Below are 19449 nucleotides of genomic sequence, written 5' to 3'. Positions count from 1 at the left end.
CGCGGCCACGGTGGCGGGAAATTTCAGGAGTGCGCGGGGGTCTGTGCCGGAATCGGCGATCGGCGGCGCAACGCCTGAAGGCGCGCGTCCTTGCGCAGCCAGAGACCGTTCACCCAGGTCTGGCAGCGCGCGCGGTAGTCGGGGTCGCGGTCGTAGTCGCCGTGCAGCAGTTCCTCCGGCACCGCGATCAGGTCCACCGCCACCCGCACATGGCCCTGCTCGCCGCACAGCCAGCTCCACAGCAGGTTGCGCTCGGTAGGCAGATAGCAGACGGTGACGTCGAGCACCCCGGCGAATTGCTCGCCCATGGCGTCGAGGCTGTAAGCCAGCCCGCCGGTCTTGGGCCGCAGCAGGTTGCGATAGGGGCTGCGCTTGGCCACGCGCTTGGCCTCGGTAAAGCGGGTGCCTTCGAGGAAATTGACCACCGTCACCGGGTCGTGACGGTAGACCGCGCAGGCCTTGCGGGTGGCTTCGCGGTCGGCGGCGCTGGACTTGCGGGTCATGAACGGAAAATCCATCGCCCAGCAGACCAGGCCGATGATCGGCACCCACAGCAGATCGCGCTTGAGGAAGAAGCGCAGGAATGGCGTCTTGGCGTGGAAGACGTCGAACAAAATCAGGATGTCGGCCCAGGACTGATGGTTGCTGAGCAGCAGATAGCTCTTGCCAGGATCCAGGCGGCCCAGGAAGTCGACCTCGCCATAGGCGCTGGGGCTGGCGACGTCGTGCAGCAGCCGCAGGATCAGCTGGTTGCTGGCCACCCAGTTGCCGGCGATCCAGACGCAGTAGCGGGAGGCCAGGCGCTGCCAACGGTAGACCGGCAGCAGCTTGAGCAGGATGCCCGGCAGCATCGCGACGAACCAGAACAGCAGTACGACGAACATCGCCCCGAAGGTCAACAGTCCGACGAACCAGGGCGGCAGCAACATCGAGATCATCTGCGAGCTCCGCTACGACTGCAGCTGCGACTCCTTATCTAGAGTCAGGCTGGACATCCTTTCAGTGATGATATGCCGGCGAAAGTTCCACTACCGCATCGATCATCGCCCCCGCGTGCGCCGGGTCCACCCCGGGCACGATGCCGTGCCCCAGGTTGAAGACATGCCCCGGACCACGGCCGTAGCCTGCCAGTACGCGCGCCACCTCCTCGCGGATGCGCGCCGGGCTCGCGAGCAGGCAGAGCGGGTCGAGATTGCCCTGCAAGGCGACCCTGGCGCCCACCCGCGCGCGCGCCGCGGCGATGTCGGTGGTCCAGTCCAGGCCCAGCGCATCGCAGCCGGTGTCGGCCATCGCTTCCAGTTGCTGACCACCGTTCTTGGTGAACAGGATCACCGGGATGTCCGGCAAGCGGGCCTTGAGCCGGGCGACGATATGGCGCATGGGGCCCAGCGAGAACTGCCGGTAACCTTCAAAGTCGAGCACGCCGCCCCAGGTGTCGAAGATCATCAGCGCATCGGCACCGGCCGCGGCCTGGGCTTCGAGATAGAGCGCAACGCTGTCGGCCAGCTTGGCTAGCAGCTCTTGGAGAAGCTCGGGCGCGTCGAAGCGCATCTTCTTGATGCGCGCGAATTCCTGGCCGCCCTGCCCTTCGACCATGTAGGTGGCGAGCGTCCAGGGCGAGCCGGCGAAGCCGATCAGCGGGCAGCGGTCGCCGAGCGCGGCACGGATGGTGCGCACTGCGTCCATCACGTAGCGCAGCTCGCCCTCCGGGTCGGGCACGCCGAGCGCGCGGATGGCCGCCGCATCGCGCAGCGGCCGGTCAAACACCGGCCCCTCGCCCTCGACGAAGCGCAGGCCCAGGCCCATGGCGTCGGGGATGGTGAGGATGTCGCTGAACAGGATCGCGGTATCGAGCCCCGGATAGCGGTCCAGCGGCTGCAGGGTGACTTCGCAGCACAGCTCGGGATTGCGGCAGAGCGCCATGAAGTCGCCGGCCTTGGCACGGCTGGCGCGGTACTCGGGCAGGTAGCGGCCGGCCTGGCGCATCATCCACACCGGCGTGCGGTCCACGGCTTCACGCTTGAGCGCGCGCAGGAAGCGGTCGTTGGCGAGCGTCCTCATGTCAGGGCTCCGGCGATCTCAAGCTGAATCGCCTGCGCCATCGCACGCGGATCGGCGGCATCGCGGATCGGCCGGCCGATCACCAGGTAATCGGCGCCAGCCTTGATCGCCGCCGCCGGGGTGGCGATGCGCTTCTGGTCGGCCTCGACGCGGTTTTCCACCGGGCGGATGCCGGGCGTCACACAGATCAGCTCGCGCGGCGCCTCCAGGCGCAGGCGCGGCACTTCCAGCCCGGAAGACACCACGCCGTCGCAGCCGGCCTGCAAGGCACGACGGGCGCGCGACAACACCAGCTCGGCGACATCGCACTTGAAGCCGAGATCGTCGAGATCGCCCTGGTCCAGCGAGGTCAGGGCGGTCACCGCCAGCACCTTGGTATGGCCGGACTTGGCCTTGGCGGCCGCCTCCATGATCGACTGGTTGCCGTGCACGGTGGCGAAGTCGGCGCCGCGCTCGGAGAGATTGCGGATGGCGCGCGCCACCGTCTCCGGGATGTCGAAGAACTTCAGATCGACGAACACCTTCTTGTGCTCGGCCTTGAGCCAGTCCAGCAGTTCGAAGAAGCCGGGCGCCATGCACAGCTCCATGCCGATCTTGTAGAAGCTGACCGAGTCGCCGAGCAGGCGCACCAGGGCGCGGGCGGCCTCGGCGTCGGGAACATCGAGGGCGCAGATCAGACGCTCGTGGGTGGGGATTTCGGTAGGCATCAGTAACCCGTGAAAAGGAGGTCCAGGGCCGCGATGATCGCCGCCCGCTCATGACGAACATTGTCCACGACCGCGCCCAGGGCGCTGCGTGGAATCGACAACATCTCTTGCACCGAAAGCACGTGCTCACCGGCCTTGATGGTGACGATCGGCTGCAGCTTGCGGATCGGCATCGGCTGGGATTCGAGCGGCCAGAGGGGCGCCACGACCGCCGTATCCAGCCGCGCCGCGAGGTCGCCTTGCAGGATCACCAGGTAAGGGGCGCCGGCCGAGCCGTGCGCACGGCAGACATCGAACTGCGTCATGTCAGTAGTACGGCGTCAGTCCCTTGTGCCAAAGGCCATCCCGCTCGATGCGGGCGTTGTACTGGGCGATGGCTTCGGCGTTCTCGGCGAGCCAGCGCTCGCCTTCGGCCTTGCGCAAGCGCTCGCTCAGGCTCTCTTCGAGCAGGCTGGACAGGTTCAGCCCCTGCTCGCGGGCGCGCTCGATCAGCTCGGCGCTGACGCTCAGGTTGAGCCGGCGCTTGCCGACGACGTAGGTCCTGGCTTGGGGTTCGTGGACAAGGGCGGTCGGAACCTTGGCGGCCGGTTTGCGCGAGGCAGTCATGACAGTCCCTCCACACGATGGTTGTGCATGTTAATGCGCACAACTCATGCGCGCAAAGCCGCCTCGACCTTCGCCGCCGTCGGCGCACCCTGCGCCCGCAGCTCCTGCGCAAACAGGGCGATGCGCCATTCCTCGAGCAACCAGCGCGCCGGGTGCCAGGGGCCGGGCAGGCGCGCTTGCAAGGGGGCAAGCTGCTTCATGGCTTCGGCGTCCTTCTGGGGTTTGAGCGGCAGCCGCTCCAGCCGCACCGCCAGCGCCTTCAGATAGCTCGCAACCCGCGACCACTGCGCAGCCGGAATGGCGGTGACGAAGCCGGGGCCGAGCAGGCTGGAAAGTTGGCCGCTGGCGTCGGCATGGGCCTCGGGATAGGACTTGGCGATGGCGTTGAGCGCCTTGCGCAGCGCGGCGGCCTGACTCAACCAGGCGGCCAGTTCGTCCAGGCGCTGATAGGCCAGCTGCGAAAACTGGCCACGGCGTTCCAGCGCGGCGCGGAACGCGGCCTCGCTGCGCACCGGTCCGTCGATCAGCACCTCCTCGGCGCAGCGCTCGGCCAGCTCCCGGGCCAGGCCATCGACCGTGTGCGGGGTGCCGGTGAGCGCCAGCGCCAGCTTGCTGCGCGCCGACTTGGCGAGATCGCGCACGCGGTCGGCGAGCTTGAGCAGCAGCAGCGCGCGCAGGCCGGCGGCATGGGCGGCCTCGGCGGCGGCTTCGGACTCGAACAGCCGCAGGGCGATGCGCTCGCCCTCGACGCTCAGGCCCGGCACGGCACGCGCACCGCCCGGCAGGCTCACCGCCGCCGGCAGGTCGCCGAAATCCCAGTCGCTCAGCGATTCGCGCACCCATTGCTGGGTCTCGGCCTTCTTCGCGGCGACGGCATTGAAGGCGCTGCGCGCCTTGCCGCTGAACCGCGATTGCAGCTCGGCCAGATCCTCGGCCTCGCCCAGCACCTCGCCGCGCGCATCCTCGACCAGCAGCCGCGGGCGGAAGTGAGCGGGCAGCTTCTCCGGCGCGAAATCGGCCGGCTCCAGCTGCACGCCAGTCATCGCCTTGAAGCGGGCGCAGATGGCTTCCAGCAGGGGCCCTTCCGGCTGGCTGCTTTCGACAATGGCGTTGGCGTACTCGGCGGCCGGCTGACAGAGCCGGCGCAGATGCTGCGGCAGGGTCTTGATCAGCGCCTCGATCTTGCCGGCCAGCAGCCCCGGTACCAGCCAGTCGAAGCGCTCGGCCGGCAGCGCGAACAACTGCGCCAGCGGCAGATGGAAACTCACGCCGTCGGCATCGGTGCCGGGATCGTGCTGATAGCTCAGCGACAGCCGCAGTCCGGCGATGTCGAGGTAGTCCGGGAACAGGTCCTCGACATCGGCGTTGGCGCCGGGACGCAGCACGTCGGCCTCGGTCATGGTCAGTAGCGCGCTGCGCGAGGAGCCGGCGGCCACCGCGACAGGAGTCGTCGGCGGGGCGGAAACCACGGCCGACCGCAGACCGCGCAAGGCGGCCAGCGAGTCCAGTGGCGCAGCGGGCTCCGGCCTTTCGACGGCGATCGGCTTCGGCAAGGGCACCGACGGCTTGGCACTGACCTTCTCCGCGCCCCCGTGCAGCCAGGCCTTGAGCGCCGCGACCGTGCACAGCTCCTCCGCTAGGCGCGCATCGTAAAAGCGGTAGAGCTGCGACTCGTCGGCCAGCAGATCGGGGCGGCGCAGACGGGCTTCCTTCTCGCGGACCTCCTCGATCAGGGCCAGGTTCTTCTTCAGGAAGTCGGGCTTGCCCAGCACCTCGCCGCGCACCAGGCCCTCGCGGATGAAGATCGTCCTGGCCTCGCGCGGCTCCTCGCTGCCGTAGTGGCGCTGCCGCTTGAGCAGCGGCAGGCCCAGCAGCGAGACATGCTCATTGGCGGTCACCTCGCCGCGCTGCGCGTTCCACTCCGGGTGGTGCAGCACGCGCTTGACCAGGTGCTCGCCTATCTCGGCCAGCCACTCCGGCTCCACCGCCGCGCAACTGCGTGCAAACACCTGGCTGGTGTGGACGATGGCGGCGTGCATCAGCCAGGGCGGCGCCTTCTTGGCCAGCGCCGAGCCGGGAAAGATCTTGAAGCGGCGGCCGCGCGGCCCCTGGTACTCGGCCTTCTCCGGCGGCTTGTTGCCGATGTGGTCGATCAGCCCGGTGAGCAGGGCACGGTGGATGGGGGCGTAGAGCACCTCGAGGCGATCTTCGCCGTGAGGGGTGAGGGGTGAGGGGTGAGGGGTCAAACCCTGCTGTTTCGCCTCACGCCTCACGCCTGCCGCCTCACGCTCAAGCATGTCGACGATCTGCTTGTAGACCGCCTCCCACTCCTCCATGCGCAGGTAGCTGACGTAGTGCTCCTTGCACCACTTGCGCAGCTGCCGCTGGCTCGCTTTCTCGCCGGCCGCATCCCAGCGGTTCCAGAGATTGAGCAGGGTGAAGAAATCCGACTTCGGATGCCGCCACTCGGCATGCTTCTGGCGCGCCTGGGTCTGCGACTCCGGCGGCATCTCGTGCGGATCCTGCACCGACAGCGCGGCGGCCAGTATCCAGACCTCGTGGGCGCAGGAAGTCTCCTTGCCGGCGAGCGCGATGCGTGCCACGCGCGGGTCCAGCGGCAACCGCGCCAACTGCTTGCCAAGCGGTGTGAGATTGCGCTCTTCGTCCATCGCCCCCAGCGTGTGCAGGACCCGATAACCCTCGCTGATGTGCCGGTTCTCGGGCGGATCGACCCAGGGAAAGGCATCGACATCGCCCAAGCCCAGCGAGGCCATCTGCAGGATCACGCCGGCCAGATTGCTGCGCAGGATCTCGGGATCGGTGAACAGGGGCCGCGAGAGGTAGTCCTCTTCCGCATACAGACGGATGCAGATGCCGGCGGCGACGCGGCCGCAGCGACCGGCGCGCTGGTTGGCGGCGGCCTGCGACACCGGCTCGATCTGCAATTGCTGCACACCGGTGCGCGGCGAGTAGCGGGAGAGCCGCGCGGTGCCGACGTCCACCACGTAGCGGATGCCGGGCACCGTCACCGAGGTCTCGGCGACATTGGTGGCGAGCACGATGCGCGCCGGGCCACCGGTGGAAAACACCCGGTCCTGCTGCGCGGCCGGCAGCCGCGAGTACAGCGGCAGTACCGCCGCATGCGGAAAGCGGCCGGGCAGCATGCGGGCAAGGCCGTGGATCTCGCGCTCGCCGGGCAGGAACACCAGCACGTCGCCATCGGGGCGACGTCCCCACAGCTCGTCGATGGCGGAGGCGACGTTGTCCTCCAGATCGGATTCGGGATCGACCTCGCGGTAATAGGTGTCGACCGGATAGGTGCGGCCGGAGACGGTGAGGATCGGCGCGTTGTTGAAATGTCGCGACAGCCGTTCGGGATCCAGCGTGGCCGAGGTGATGATGATCTTGAGATCGGGCCGCCGGCTCGCAATGCGCTTGAGCCAGCCGAGCAGGAAGTCGATGTTGAGGCTGCGCTCGTGGGCCTCGTCGATGATGATGGTGTCGTAGGCGTTGAGCTCGCGGTCGTGCTGCAACTCGGCGAGCAGGATGCCGTCGGTCATCAGCTTCACCAGCGTGCGCTCGCCGACGCGGCGGTCGAAACGCGTCTCGTAGCCGACCAGCTCGCCCAGCGTGGTCTGCAATTCCGAGGCGATACGGTTGGCAACACTGCGCGCCGCCAGCCGGCGCGGCTGGGTATGGCCGATCAGCCCGCGCGTGCCGCGCCCGAGTTCCAGGCAGAGCTTGGGCAGCTGGGTGGTCTTGCCGGAGCCGGTCTCGCCACAGAGCACGATGATCTGGTGCTTGCGGATCGCCTCGGCGATCTCGTCCTTGGCCTGCACCACCGGCAGCTCGGCCGGCCACTGGATCTGCTTGGGCAGCAGCGCGCGACGGTTGGCGGCGCGTTGCTGCGCCGCCTGCAGATCGCGGGCGAAACGCGCGGCGTCCAGCGGCTTGCCGGAGGCCTGCGCGCGACCGATCTGCCGCGCGAACTGCGCGGCATCGCGGACCAGCAGGGACTCGGGATCGAAGCGCACCGGAACAGGCGGAGACGGGACGGGGCGCGAATTATGCCGGCTGAGCCACCGGGCGCCCATGCAGCGCCCAAAAGAAAGCCCGCCCCTGCACCAGGCAGGAGCGGGCTGATTTGAGGGCTACGGCTTACTGGGCGCAGCTGGTCGAGCCCGGGTACTTGGACTCGTCGGCGACCAGCACGTTGTCGATCCACTGCTTGACCAGGGCATGGCCCTCTTCATCGACCACGCTGCGCGCCAGCGGCGGCATGCGGGCAGCCGGCGTGGTGGCGGTGGGACCGATGCGGTGCTCGACGATGGAATCGGCCGAACTGCCCGGATGGAAGTCCACCGTACGGCCGCCCTTGCCTTCCTGGCCGGTCGCGGTCGGCTGCTTGCAGATGCCGTAGGTACCATCCACCGGCCGCAGGGAGTCGAGGTAGAAGCCGGTCGAAGCGGCGAAGCCCTTGACGTTGTGGCAGTGCTGGCAATTGACCTCCAGCCAGGCACGGGCGCGGGCTTCAACGTCTTGCGCGGAGTTGGCGGTAAAGCCGGAGTCGCCGGGCTTGTTGTAGGTCGGCACGCGCTCCAGCTTGGTGGCGATCTGCTTCATGTTGTCCACGCCCAGGTCGCTGGGGCAGCCGGCCATCAGACCCTTGCTGCACCAGTAGGCGATCTGGTTCTTGCCGGCCACCTCGTGCTGGCTCTGGCCGCTGACTTTCTTCGACTCCGGCGCGTAGGGCTTGTTCATGAACCGCACCTTCGGCCCGATCGGCGCCGCGCCCGGCTCGGAGTCCTCGCGCGAGTGGCAGCTCAGGCACTGGTTGGCGTGCGGAATCAGATAGCCAGCGGTAGAACCGGTGTGCTTGACGCCGGAATCGACATCGACGTGATCCCAGCTCACCGAGGCGCTGCCGCCGCCCATGGCCAGCTTGGCCACCCGCTTGCCGGTGGTGGCGTCGGTGGTCCAGACATAGGGCACGCCATCCCAACGGGCGACGCCCTTGGAGTTGACACGCTTGATCAGCAAGCGGGTTTCCACCGGCGTCTCGGTGCCCTTGCTGTCGTCGGCGAAGGAGAAGGTCTTGGCGATGATGGTGCCGGAGGGGAACACGATGGTGGCATTGGCGCCATCGCCGGCGGCGTCGCGGTACACCGCCTTGGTGCCGGGCGGCAGGTAGGCGACGCGGTACTTCACCGCATAGTCGGAGAACAGCTTGCTGTTCAGCGAGTAGGGCACGCCGCCGCCGTTGGGCGTGCTGGTCGGGTCTTCCGCGTCGGCGAACAGGTGGTACTGATCGAGCGTCGGGCAGTTCACGCCGGAGGCTTCGAAGTTGACCTTGCCATTGCCGACGGTAGCGCCGCAGAGCTTGGCGACCAGGGCCTCGCTCGGCGCCGGATCGTAGTCGCCACTGCGCACGAAGGGCGGGATCACCACCGCCGGCAGCGGCGTCAGCTCCTTGCCGTAGGCCTTCTTGCACTGGTGCGGGCTGTCGTCCAGGTCGGCGGCGAACTGCAGCACCGCCAGCGGGTTCACCGTCAGCAGATTGGTGAGCAGCGCCACCGGATCGGAGGGGTCAGCGGTCGCCACCGCCAGCACCGCTTCCAGACCCTTGGTGCCGTGGAAGTTGCTGTAGCGCAGGCTGTCGCTGCTGAACTCGTTGTCGTCGTCGATGCAGGACGCATACCAGTCCGGCGTGATGCGCGCGTGCTCACCGTCCGCCGCGAACTTGTAGGCGTTGTAGTGACAACTCGGATTCGGCACCTCGTTGGTGAGGATGGGCTTGCCTCGCGCATCCTTGGGTACCGGGTCGCCATTGGCGTCCACCGGGTAGGGGCAGTCGGCGTCGTAGCTGTCGAGCAGGCCGTCCCAGACGATGTGGGCGCCACGGAAGTTCGGACCGCCGGCGGCGACGCAGGTGGTCAGCCCCTGCGGCAACAGACAGCCGGCGAGGGTCTTCAGGCCCACCAGCGTGGGCAGGATGCGGGCGACGTCACCATTGGAAAGATCCGTGCTGCTGGGCAGACGCAGATGGTTGCCGTTGTTGATGAACTTGTTGCGGAAGATGCGCACGCCCTCGGTGTAGAAGTCGATGCGCTTTTCATCCGGCCGGCCGGCGCCTTCGGGGAACAGCTCGTAGCTGGCGTGGATGATGCCGCCGGTGTTGTTGTTCTCGAAGGTGTTGTCGAAGATGTCGATGCGGTCGTAGGCGAGCGTGAGCATGCCGGTGCCGACCGGCACGCTGCCGACGATGCCGCCGGAAGTGAAGTTGTAGGTGTTGTTGTTGCGCGAGATGTTGCCGTACATGCGCGAGCGCTCGCCGTACTGGCGCAGGCCGTCGAGATCGTAGATCAGGAAGCCACCGGTGTTGCACTCGGCGAGATTGCTGGCGTACTCGCCGCCCTGCACGTTCTCGATCTCGAAACCGAACACGTTGAACGCCGCGCGGCTGTTTTTGATGATCGCGTTGTTGGTCTGGCCAACGTAGATGCCGGCATCGGAGGCGCCGATCGACTCGGAGTCCTCGATCAAGATGTTTTCGGAAGCCACCGGGTAGATGCCATAGCGGCCGGAGAGCTTGCTCACCGTGTAGTCCGGCGAGGTGGTGTCGCCGAGGAAATTCTCCGGCACCGCGGGGTCCTGGCTGGCCGGATCGGTGCAGGGTACGTTCAGTCGCTCCGCGAAGTTCTCAGCGGTGATCGGGTCGGCGCTCTGGCGACCGCCGCCCGAGGACCACATGGCGCGCACCCGGCGCAGGGTGCCGTGATCGACACCGCGCAGCTCGAAGCCGTTACCGCCGGTGTCGAGCACGGTCAGATCCTGCACGGTGACACCGTGGACATTGACCGCCAGCACGCCTTCCGGCGAATTGCTGCCCTTGAACGAGAGCACGGTCTTGTCCTTGCCACAGCCTTTCACCAGCACGTCTTCGGTGTTGGTGAGCTGCAGGGACGAGGTGAGCTCGAAATAGCCGCAGCCGAATTCGATGACGTCGCCCGGCGCCGCCTGGATCATGGCGCCGACCATGTCGGTGGTGGCCGTCGCACCCGGCTTGATGACGAAGGTGCGTCCCGTCGCGGCAGGCGGCGGCGTACCGTCGTCGCCGCCCGCGTCGGGCTTGCTGCCGCCGCAAGCGGCCAGCGTTAGCGCCAGAACCACGGTCAGCAGATGGCGTGGAGCAACTCGAATTCCTGGGTGAAGCATGGCTCTCTCCTTGGATCCCCGCCCGCGTAGTCCCTGGGCGCGTCATAAGCGGCCAGGGAAATCCCACCGGCCGGGTTTAAGCTTATGCAGGCACCAGCGGGGCGCCAACGAGAAATATTGCTTAAAGGTGACAGCGCGACGCGGCGCTGCAGGCGTTTAGCCGCCCAGCGCGTCCAGTCGCTGCTCCAGGCTGGCCAGACGCTGCTCCAGCTCTGCCACCCTCGCCTCCAGACCCGCGTTGGCGCCGCCACGACTAGGCAGCTCGGCGGCCGCCAGGGCACTGAGATCGGGCTCGCCGCTGAGCAGGTGCACATGCCGCACCGCCGACTGCCCGGCCATCCGTGGCAGGGTCTGCACCAAAGGCTGGGCGCGGTCGGCGAGGTCATCCAGCGCCGCCTGCACGCCCTCGGCTTCCACCGGCCCCGCCAGGGCGGCGGCATTGGCGCGCAACTCGGCGGTGGTCTGCGGGCCGCGCAGCATCAGCGTCACTAGCACCGCCTGGGTGCTGGCCTTCAGCAGCAACTGATGCTGGAATTTCTGCCGCCACTTGGTGGCGCGCGGGCTGGAGTCGTCGCGGGCGACCAGGTTTTTCTCCTCCAGGCTGAGCAGGGCGTTGCCGACCTCGCCCTCGCTCAAGCTCATCACCGGCTCGCGGCTGCTCTTCTGGTTGGCCGCTGCCACCAGGGCATTGACCGTCATCGGGTAATAGGCCGGGGTAGTGATCGATTTCTCCACCAGCGAGGCCAGCACCCGCGCCTCGGCCGGGCTCAGCAGCAGCGGACTCATGCCTGCCCCAGGGCGTCGCGCTTGCCGGCCACGGCCTTGAGCAGCTGATTCCAGGCATCGACGAACAGCTGCACGCCATCGCTGCTCAACTGCTCAGTGATCGCCTCGAAAGGGACGCCCAGACGCTCCACCGCCGCCATCACCGTATGGGCGAATGCGACCTCCTGATCCAGGCCGCGCACGGCGACGCCGTGGTCACGAAAGGCGTCTAGCGTGGCCGGCGGCACGGTGTTGACCGTCTCCGGGCCGATCAGCGCCTCGACGTACAGCGTGTCGCGCCAGGCCGGATTCTTGACCCCGGTGCTGGCCCAGAGCAGGCGCTGCGGGCGCACGCCGCGGCTGGCCAGGGCCTGCCAGCGCGGGCTGGCACAGAGTTCCAGATAGTCCTGATAGGCCAGCTTGGCATTGGCGATCGCCACCTGGCCACTGAGCGCCATCGCCTCACCACCGAGCTTGCCCAGCGCGGCATCCATCGCGGTATCGATGCGGCTGACGAAGAAGCTGGCGACGCTGGCCAGCTTGGCCGGATCGCCACCGCTCTTGAGCCAGGCCTCGGCACCGGCCAGATAGGCCTCCGCCACCGCCCGGTAGGCGGTCCGCGAAAACAGCAGGGTGACATTGACGTTGATGCCTTCGGCGATCAGCTGGCGCACCGCCGGCACCCCAGCCGGCGTGCCCGGCACCTTGATCATCAGATTGGGCCGCCCGACCGTCCGCCACAGCCGACGCGCCTCGCTGAGCGTGCGGGCACTATCGTTGGCCAGTCGCGGCGACACCTCCAGGCTGACGTAGCCATCCTGACCACCGCTCGCGCGATACAGGCGGTCAAAGGCATCGGCGGCGAGGCGGATGTCCTCGATCGCCAGCGCCTCCACCAGCTGCTCCGGATCGCGCTGCCCGGAACGGATATGGCCGGCCAGCGAAACGTCGTACTGGCTGCTGCCGGCGATCGCCTTCTCGAAGATCGCCGGGTTGGAGGTGAGGCCGCGCAGGCCGTCCTCGGCGATCAGGCGCTCCAGCGCCCCGGTCTCGACCAGATCGCGGCGGATGTAGTCGAGCCAGATGGATTGGCCCAGTTCGGCGACGGCTAGCAGGCGGCTCATGGCGTGAGGAACAGGGGCGACGGTGTGGGCGGGGTGGCGAGCATAACGCCCACCGCACCCCGTAGAAACCGGCGCGACCTTCCTCAGTCTCGCTCGCGCAGCAAGATGGAGTTGGCGATCCAGCTCAAGAAGCCGTACGCGAGCGCACCCCAGAGCGCCGGCCAGAAGCCATCGACTCCGAAGCCGCGGATCAGGTAGGCGGCCAGGCCGAACATGGCGGCGTTGAGCACGAAGCTGAACAGCCCCAGAGTCAGAATGGTGATCGGCAACGCCAGCAGGCCAAGCACCGGACGGATCAGGGTGTTGACCACGCCCAGTACCAGCGCCCCGATCAGCGCCGAACCGAAGCCAGTGATGTGCACACCCGGCACCAGCATCGCCACGCCCAAGAGGCAGAGCGCATTGACCAGCCAGACCAGCAGGAGATTGAGCATCACCAGGCTCCACGAGGGCCGGGATCGGCCGAGGTCAACACCTTAAGGGGCGGCGCGCTCGGCGGGAAGGGCGGCGGTCTGCTGGCCACGACGCAGCACGCCCAGGCAGTAAGCAAAGAAGTAGCCCAGCACCAGACCCAGCAACGCCATCGTCAAGACACTGCGCGAGCCGCTCATTGCACTCTGCAGGGCGGCGGCGCCACCGGTCTCGCTGGCCGCCTGCACGGCCGGCAGCACCACGACCATGCGATAGCCGATACGCGCCAGGAACAACAATGAAAGGCCGACGCCCAGCGTCGTGTTGGGCGTGTAGTAGCGGCCTTCGGGCAGGGTCTCGAAGCGGGTCAGGCGCACACCCAGACGCGCCAGCAGCCCTCCGGCGACCGCGCCTGCCACCATCGCCAGCGCCAGCTGCGAATCAAACGCCGGCCAGCGCAGCAGGGCGAGAAAGATCAGGGCGATCACGCCGCTGCGGATTGCCAGGCGCAGCGGCCGGTAGGCTTGGCGGCCGATGTTGCGACGCACGCGCCGGTAGGTGCTCAAGGCCAGCAGCGGCCCCGCATACGCCAGCACCGGCAGGTGCATCACCGGCTCAGACGCCCAGGTAGTCGAGGATGCCCTGCGCCGCCTCGCGGCCTTCGAACACCGCGGTCACCACCAGGTCGCTGCCACGCACCATGTCGCCGCCGGCAAACACCTTCTCGTTAGCGGTCTGGAACTTGTGCTTGGCGAGCACCGCGCCGTGCACCTTCATGCGGCCGTCGTCGTGCAACTTCAGCGCGTGCTGGGCGAACCAGGGCGCCGGGCTGGGCCTAAAGCCGAAGGCGATCACCACGCGGTCGGCAGGGATGATCTGCTCGGAGCCAGGAACCACTTCCGGCTTGCGCCGGCCCTTGGCATCGGGCGCGCCGAGACGGGTCTCGACCACCTTCACGCCCTCGACCTTGCCCTTGCCGACGATCTCCACCGGCGCGCGGTTGAACAGGAACTCCACGCCCTCTTCCTTGGCGTTGGCGACTTCGCGGCGCGAGCCGGGCATGTTCGCCTCGTCGCGACGATAGACGCAGGTCACGCTGTCGGCGCCCTGGCGGATCGAGGTGCGGTTGCAGTCCATGGCGGTGTCGCCACCGCCCAGCACCACCACTCGCTGGCCCTTCATGTCGATGAAGTCGGCCGGGCTCTGCTCGCTGCCCATGATGCGGTGGATGTTGCTGATCAGGAACGGCAGCGCCTGCACCACGCCGGGCAGATCCTCGCCCGGGAACTCGCCCTTCATGGCGGTATAGGTGCCCATGCCCAGGAACACCGCGTCGTAGTCCTTGAGCAGCGCGTCGAAGGCGATGTCCTTGCCGATCTCGGTGTTGAGGCGGAACTCCACGCCCTCGTGTTCGAGGATGGCGCGGCGGTTCTTCACCACGTCCTTTTCCAGCTTGAACGGCGGGATGCCGTAGGTGAGCAGGCCCCCGATCTCCGGGTACTTGTCGAACACCACCGGAGTGACGCCATTGCGCGCCAGCACGTCGGCGCAACCCAGGCCGGCCGGGCCGGCGCCAACGATGGCGACGCGCTTCCCGGTGGGCACGACCTTGCTCATGTCCGGCCGCCAGCCCTGCTTGAAGGCCTCGTCGGAGATGTACTTTTCGATGCTGCCGATGGTGACCGCGCCGAAGCCGTCGTTGAGCGTGCAGGCACCTTCGCAGAGGCGGTCCTGCGGGCAGACGCGGCCGCAGATTTCCGGCAGCGAATTGGTCTGGTGCGAAAGCTCGGCGGCGGCGAAGAGGTTGCCCTCCTCCACCAGCTTCAGCCAGTTGGGGATGTAGTTGTGCACCGGGCACTTCCACTCGCAATACGGATTGCCGCAGGACAGGCAGCGTCCGGCCTGGGAGCCGGCCTGATCGGCGGGGAACTGTCCGTAGATTTCGCGGAAGTCGTGGATGCGCACCTCGGCCTGGACCTTCTTCGGGTCCTGGCGCGAGATATCGAGAAACTGCATTGCGTTCTTGGCGGCCATGGGGGTTCGTCCTGTTAGGCAGCAGCGCGGATGGCCGTCAGCAGCGAGCCGATATCAGCCGCCTTCGGCTTCACCAGCCAGAAGCGCCCAACGTAGTCGCGGAAGTCGTCGAGGATGGTCTGACCCCAGGCCGAACCGGTGGCGGCCACATAGTCCTTGATCAGGGCCCGCAGGTAGTGCTGATGGCCTTCCATGCTCTCGGAGATGACCCGGTGGATGTCGATCAGCTCGTGGTTGTAGCGGTCCACGAAGTTGCGCTGCTGGTCGAGCACGTAGGCGAAGCCGCCGGTCATGCCGGCGCCGAAGTTCACACCCACCTTGCCGAGCACCGCCAGCACGCCGCCGGTCATGTATTCGCCGCCGTGGTCGCCGCAGCCTTCCACCACCGCGGTGGCGCCGGAATTGCGCACGCCGAAGCGCTCGCCCGCCGTGCCGGCCGCGTACAGGGTGCCGCCGGTGGCGCCATACAGGCAGGTGTTGCCGATGATCGCGGTATCCTGGGTCTTGAAGCGCACGCCCTTGGGCGGCTTGACCACGATGCGACCGCCGGCCATGCCCTTGCCAACGTAATCGTTGGCATCGCCTTCCAGCTCGATGTTGAGACCGCCGGCATTCCACACGCCCAGCGACTGGCCGGCGGTGCCGGTCAGCTTCAGGGTGATCGGCGCGCCTTCCATGCCGAGATTGCCGTGGCGGCGGGCGATCTCGCCCGACAGCCGCGCACCGATGGAGCGCGTGGTGTTGTTGACCTGGTAGTGGAACTCGCCGCCAGACTTGGCTTCGATGGCCGGCAGCGCGTCGCGCACCATCTGCTCGGCCAGCTCGGCGCGGTCGAAGGGCGGGTTGGGGCCGGTGCAGAACTGCGCACTGGGCAGGATCATTCCCGAAGCCGAAAGGATCGGCGACAGGTCGAGATGCCGCTGCTTGTCGGTCTTGCCCTCGGCGAGCCCAAGCAGGTCGGTGCGGCCGATCAGCTCCTGCAGGCTACGCACGCCGAGCAGGGCCAGCCACTCGCGGGTTTCCTCGGCGACGAAGCGGAAATAGTTCATCACCATTTCCGGCAGGCCGATGAAGTGCTTCAGGCGCAGCACCTTGTTCTGCGTCGCGACACCGGTGGCGCAGTTGTTGAGATGGCAGATGCGCAGGTACTTGCAGCCCAGCGCCACCATCGGCGCGGTGCCGAAGCCGAAGGACTCGGCGCCGAGGATGGCCGCCTTGACCACGTCGAAGCCGGTCTTGAGCCCACCGTCGGTCTGCACGCGGACCTTGTCGCGCAGGCCGTTCATGCGCAGGGTCTGATGGGTCTCGGACAGACCCAGCTCCCAGGGCGTACCGGCGTACTTGACGCTGGTCACCGGCGAGGCGCCAGTACCGCCGTCGTAGCCGGAGATGGTGATGAGGTCGGCGTAGCACTTCGCCACACCGGCGGCGATGGTACCCACGCCGGGACCACTGACCAGCTTCACGCTGACCATCGCCTGCGGATTGACCTGCTTCAGGTCAAAGATCAACTGCGCGAGGTCTTCGATGGAGTAGATGTCGTGGTGCGGCGGCGGCGAGATCAGCGCCACGCCGGGTTTGGCGTAGCGCAGCTTGGCGATCTGCTCGTTGACCTTGTCGCCGGGCAGCTGGCCGCCTTCGCCGGGCTTGGCACCTTGCGCGACCTTGATCTGCAGCACCTCGGCATTCACCAGATAGGCCGGTGTCACGCCGAAGCGGCCGGAGGCGACCTGCTTGATCTTGCTGGTCTTCTCGGTGCCGTAACGGGCCGGGTCTTCACCACCCTCGCCGCTGTTGCTGCGGCCGCCGAGGCGGTTCATGGCGATCGCCAGCGCCTCGTGCGCCTCCGGGCTGAGCGCGCCCAGCGACATGCCGGCCGAGTCGAAGCGCTTGAGGATGCTCTCAACCGGCTCGACCTGATCCAGCGGGATTGGCTGCGCGGCGACGTTGAGCTTGAACAGGTCGCGCAGCGCCGCCACCGGCCGCTCGTTGACCAGCTTGGCGTAGCTCTTGTAGACGCCGTAGTCGCCTTCCTTCACCGCGGTCTGCAGGGTGCGGATGATGTCGGGGTTGTAGGCGTGGTATTCGCCGCCTTCGACGTACTTGTAGAGGCCGCCGTGGCTGGGCTGCTTGCGGGCGATCCAGGCCTCGTGGGCGAGCGCCTTCTGCTCGGCTTCGAGGTCCTCGAAGGTCGCGCCCTGGATGCGATTGACGGTGCCGGCAAAGCAGCTATCGACCACCGCGCTGGAAAGGCCCACCGTCTCGAACAGCTGCGCACCGCGATAGCTGGCGATGGTCGAGATGCCCATCTTCGAGATGATCTTGTACAGACCCTTGTTGATGCCCTTGCGGTAGTAGAGCGCGAGGTCGGCCGGGTCCTTGCCCTTGATCTCGCCATTGCGCGCCATCTCGTAGAGCGAGGCGTAGGCGAGATAGGGGTACACGCAGCTCGCGCCGTAGCCGATCAGGCAGGCGAAGTGGTGCGGATCGCGCGCGGTCGCGGTCTCGACGATGATGTTGCAATCGCAGCGCAGCTCCTCGTGGATCAACCGGTGCTGCACCGCGCCCACCGCCATCAGCGCCGGGATCGGCAGGTGATCGCGGTCGATGGCTCGGTCGGACAGCACCAGCACCACTTTGCCGCCGCGCACCGCCGCCACCGCCTTGTCGCAAACGGCGTTGAGCGCGGCCTGCAGGCCCAGAGCGGGGTCGTAGTTGAGGTTGATCAGCTCGTGGCTGTAGCGCGGATCATCCAGCGCCAGCAGCTTCTTGAACTTGCCTTCGCTCAGAACCGGCGAGTCCACCAGCAGGCGCTCGGCGCGCTGCGCGGTCTCGCCGAACATCGAGCCCTCGGCGCCCAGCGAGCATTCCAGCGACATCACGATCTGCTCGCGCAGCGGGTCGATGGGCGGATTGGTGACCTGGGCGAACTGCTGGCGGAAGTAGTCGTACAGCGAGCGCTTCTGCTCGGAGAGCACCGCGAACGGCGTGTCGTCACCCATCGAGCCGATGGTTTCCTGGCCGCTCTCGGCAAGCACGCGCAGGATCTGGTCGCGCTCCTCGAAGCTGAGGTTGAAGAGCTTCTGGTAGATCGCGACGCTTTCCGGATGCAGCTTGTCCAGCGAGTTCGGGTCTTCGCTGAGGCTGGCTTCCAGGCGCTTGCTGCCGTTCTTCAGCCAGAGCTTGTAGGGCTGGCGGTTGGCGAGCATGCGGTCGATGTCTTCCGGCCGCAGCAGCGAGCCGGTATCGGTGTCGATGGCCAGGATCTGACCGGGCGACAGCCGCCCTTTCTCCACCACCTGCAACTGGTCGAAGTCGGACACGCCGATTTCCGAGGCCAGCACGATGGTGCGGTCGCGGGTGATGACGTAGCGGGTCGGACGCAGGCCGTTGCGGTCGGTGGCGCAGATGGCGTAGCGGCCATCGGTCAGCACCACGCCGGCAGGACCGTCCCAGGGCTCCATCTGCAGCGAGTTGTACTCGTAGAAGGCGCGCAGGTCGGCGTCGAGATCCTCGACGTTCTGCCAGGCCGGCGGGATCAGCGCGCGCAAGGCGGCGAACATGTCCATGCCACCCGCGAGCAGCACCTCGAACATGTTGTCCAGGCTCTCGGAGTCGGAGCCCTTGAGGCCCACCAAGGGGGTCAGCTCGTGGATGTCCGGCAGCGCCGCGCACTGGAACTTCGGCGCGCGTGCCTGCGCCCAGGCACGGTTACCGCTGATGGTATTGATCTCGCCGTTGTGGGCGAGGAAGCGGAAGGGGTGGCAGAGCCGCCACTTCGGCATGGTGTTGGTGGAGAAGCGCTCGTGAAAGACGCAGATCGAGCTTTCCATGTCCGGCGCCGCGAGGTCCGGGTAGAAGCTCTCCAGCCACTCGGGCATCAGCAAGCCCTTGTAGACGATCACCCGGCAGGACAGCGAGGTGACGTAGAACTCGCTGTCGTCCTCGGCGGTGAGCAGCTTTTCGGCGCGGCGGCGGGCCTTGAACAGCTTCAACTCGAACTCGAACTTGTGCAGCCCGGCCGGCGCGGCCACGAACGCCTGCTCGAAGCGCGGCAGCACCGCCCGCGCCTCTTCACCGCAAGCATCGGGATTGATCGGCATCACCCGCCAGCCGACCAGGTTCAGGCCGTGATGGGCGCAGGCCTCGGCCAGCACCGCGCGCTCGCGCGCGGCCTTGGTCTCGTCGGGGGAGAGAAAGAGGTTGCCGGCCGCGTACTGGGCGCTGCCCAGCTCGATGCCGGCCTCGCGGGCGACGCGGCGCAGGAAGCGATCCGGCTTCTTCATCAACAGGCCGCAGCCGTCGCCGGTCTTGCCGTCGGCGGCGATGGCACCACGGTGGGTCATCCGCTCCAGGCCTTTAATCGCCCGCTTGACCAGGTCATGGCTGGCCACATCGTCCATCTGGGCAATCAGACCGAATCCGCAGCTGTCACGCTCGAATTCCGGTCGGTAGAGACCTACTGCCTGGTCTTGCGACTGGGTCATTGCGAATCCCACAAAAAAAACTCGGGGCGGCGAGACCCT

Annotated in this window: 13 protein-coding genes; all 13 read right to left on the bottom strand. The window is 67.4% G+C overall.

The window, feature by feature from the left end; genetic code table 11:
- Nucleotides 1–23: 23 nt before the first annotated feature.
- Complete coding sequence (gene yihG / locus AC3WT6_RS06300; RefSeq protein WP_492652710.1) at nt 24–938, bottom strand: 1-acylglycerol-3-phosphate O-acyltransferase, YihG family; 915 nt, start codon at nt 936–938, stop codon at nt 24–26.
- 61 nt (nt 939–999) lie between these two features.
- Nucleotides 1000–2061: a uroporphyrinogen decarboxylase gene (hemE, locus tag AC3WT6_RS06295; protein WP_492652709.1), complete on the bottom strand. Its 1062-nt coding sequence runs from the start codon at nt 2059–2061 to the stop codon at nt 1000–1002.
- Nucleotides 2058–2768, bottom strand: coding sequence for an orotidine-5'-phosphate decarboxylase (pyrF, locus tag AC3WT6_RS06290; protein WP_492652708.1), 711 nt, complete (start codon nt 2766–2768; stop codon nt 2058–2060). The genes hemE and pyrF overlap by 4 nt, the downstream gene beginning before the upstream one ends.
- Nucleotides 2768–3073: a CcdB family protein gene (locus AC3WT6_RS06285; RefSeq protein WP_492652707.1), complete on the bottom strand. Its 306-nt coding sequence runs from the start codon at nt 3071–3073 to the stop codon at nt 2768–2770. The genes pyrF and AC3WT6_RS06285 overlap by 1 nt, the downstream gene beginning before the upstream one ends.
- 1 nt (nt 3074) lies before the next feature.
- Entirely contained in the window at nt 3075–3374 is a 300-nt protein-coding gene (locus AC3WT6_RS06280; protein WP_492652706.1) for a type II toxin-antitoxin system CcdA family antitoxin, read from the bottom strand.
- 44 nt (nt 3375–3418) lie between these two features.
- Nucleotides 3419–7408 carry an ATP-dependent RNA helicase HrpA gene (hrpA, locus tag AC3WT6_RS06275; RefSeq protein ID WP_492652705.1) on the bottom strand — a complete coding sequence of 1330 codons (3990 nt, stop codon included), beginning with the start codon at nt 7406–7408 and terminating at the stop codon, nt 3419–3421.
- Between the two features lie 124 nt (nt 7409–7532).
- A complete protein-coding gene (locus AC3WT6_RS06270; RefSeq protein ID WP_492652704.1) occupies nt 7533–10589 on the bottom strand; it encodes a parallel beta-helix domain-containing protein in 3057 nt (1018 codons plus the stop codon).
- Nucleotides 10590–10745: 156 nt separating this feature from the next.
- A complete protein-coding gene (locus AC3WT6_RS06265) occupies nt 10746–11375 on the bottom strand; it encodes a YceH family protein (protein ID WP_492652703.1) in 630 nt (209 codons plus the stop codon).
- Complete coding sequence (gene tal / locus AC3WT6_RS06260; protein ID WP_492652702.1) at nt 11372–12478, bottom strand: transaldolase; 1107 nt, start codon at nt 12476–12478, stop codon at nt 11372–11374. Before tal ends, AC3WT6_RS06265 begins: the two co-directional genes overlap by 4 nt.
- An 83-nt stretch (nt 12479–12561) precedes the next feature.
- Nucleotides 12562–12912: a phage holin family protein gene (locus tag AC3WT6_RS06255; protein ID WP_492652701.1), complete on the bottom strand. Its 351-nt coding sequence runs from the start codon at nt 12910–12912 to the stop codon at nt 12562–12564.
- Between the two features lie 42 nt (nt 12913–12954).
- Nucleotides 12955–13497 (bottom strand): CcdC protein domain-containing protein, encoded by a 543-nt coding sequence (locus tag AC3WT6_RS06250; protein WP_492652700.1) that lies wholly within the window; start codon nt 13495–13497, stop codon nt 12955–12957.
- Between the two features lie 7 nt (nt 13498–13504).
- On the bottom strand, nt 13505–14923 hold the full coding sequence (locus AC3WT6_RS06245) for an FAD-dependent oxidoreductase (protein WP_492652699.1): 1419 nt from the start codon (nt 14921–14923) through the stop codon (nt 13505–13507).
- A gap of 14 nt (nt 14924–14937) precedes the next feature.
- Nucleotides 14938–19410 (bottom strand): glutamate synthase large subunit, encoded by a 4473-nt coding sequence (gltB, locus tag AC3WT6_RS06240; RefSeq protein WP_492652698.1) that lies wholly within the window; start codon nt 19408–19410, stop codon nt 14938–14940.
- Nucleotides 19411–19449 lie beyond the last annotated feature (39 nt).

The organism is Stagnimonas sp. FW305-C-60 (assembly GCF_058782965.1).
This window is presented reverse-complemented; position numbering and strand designations above follow the sequence as displayed.

Bases quoted from the DNA above. Each gene is read 5' to 3' on its own strand.
- yihG (WP_492652710.1), bottom strand. From the start codon at position 938: ATGATCTCGATGTTGCTGCCGCCCTGGTTCGTCGGACTGTTGACCTTC.
- hemE (WP_492652709.1), bottom strand. From the start codon at position 2,061: ATGAGGACGCTCGCCAACGACCGCTTCCTGCGCGCGCTCAAGCGTGAA.
- pyrF (WP_492652708.1), bottom strand. From the start codon at position 2,768: ATGCCTACCGAAATCCCCACCCACGAGCGTCTGATCTGCGCCCTCGAT.
- AC3WT6_RS06285 (WP_492652707.1), bottom strand. From the start codon at position 3,073: ATGACGCAGTTCGATGTCTGCCGTGCGCACGGCTCGGCCGGCGCCCCT.
- AC3WT6_RS06280 (WP_492652706.1), bottom strand. From the start codon at position 3,374: ATGACTGCCTCGCGCAAACCGGCCGCCAAGGTTCCGACCGCCCTTGTC.
- AC3WT6_RS06270 (WP_492652704.1), bottom strand. From the start codon at position 10,589: ATGCTTCACCCAGGAATTCGAGTTGCTCCACGCCATCTGCTGACCGTG.
- AC3WT6_RS06265 (WP_492652703.1), bottom strand. From the start codon at position 11,375: ATGAGTCCGCTGCTGCTGAGCCCGGCCGAGGCGCGGGTGCTGGCCTCG.
- tal (WP_492652702.1), bottom strand. From the start codon at position 12,478: ATGAGCCGCCTGCTAGCCGTCGCCGAACTGGGCCAATCCATCTGGCTC.
- AC3WT6_RS06255 (WP_492652701.1), bottom strand. From the start codon at position 12,912: ATGCTCAATCTCCTGCTGGTCTGGCTGGTCAATGCGCTCTGCCTCTTG.
- AC3WT6_RS06250 (WP_492652700.1), bottom strand. From the start codon at position 13,497: ATGCACCTGCCGGTGCTGGCGTATGCGGGGCCGCTGCTGGCCTTGAGC.
- AC3WT6_RS06245 (WP_492652699.1), bottom strand. From the start codon at position 14,923: ATGGCCGCCAAGAACGCAATGCAGTTTCTCGATATCTCGCGCCAGGAC.
- gltB (WP_492652698.1), bottom strand. From the start codon at position 19,410: ATGACCCAGTCGCAAGACCAGGCAGTAGGTCTCTACCGACCGGAATTC.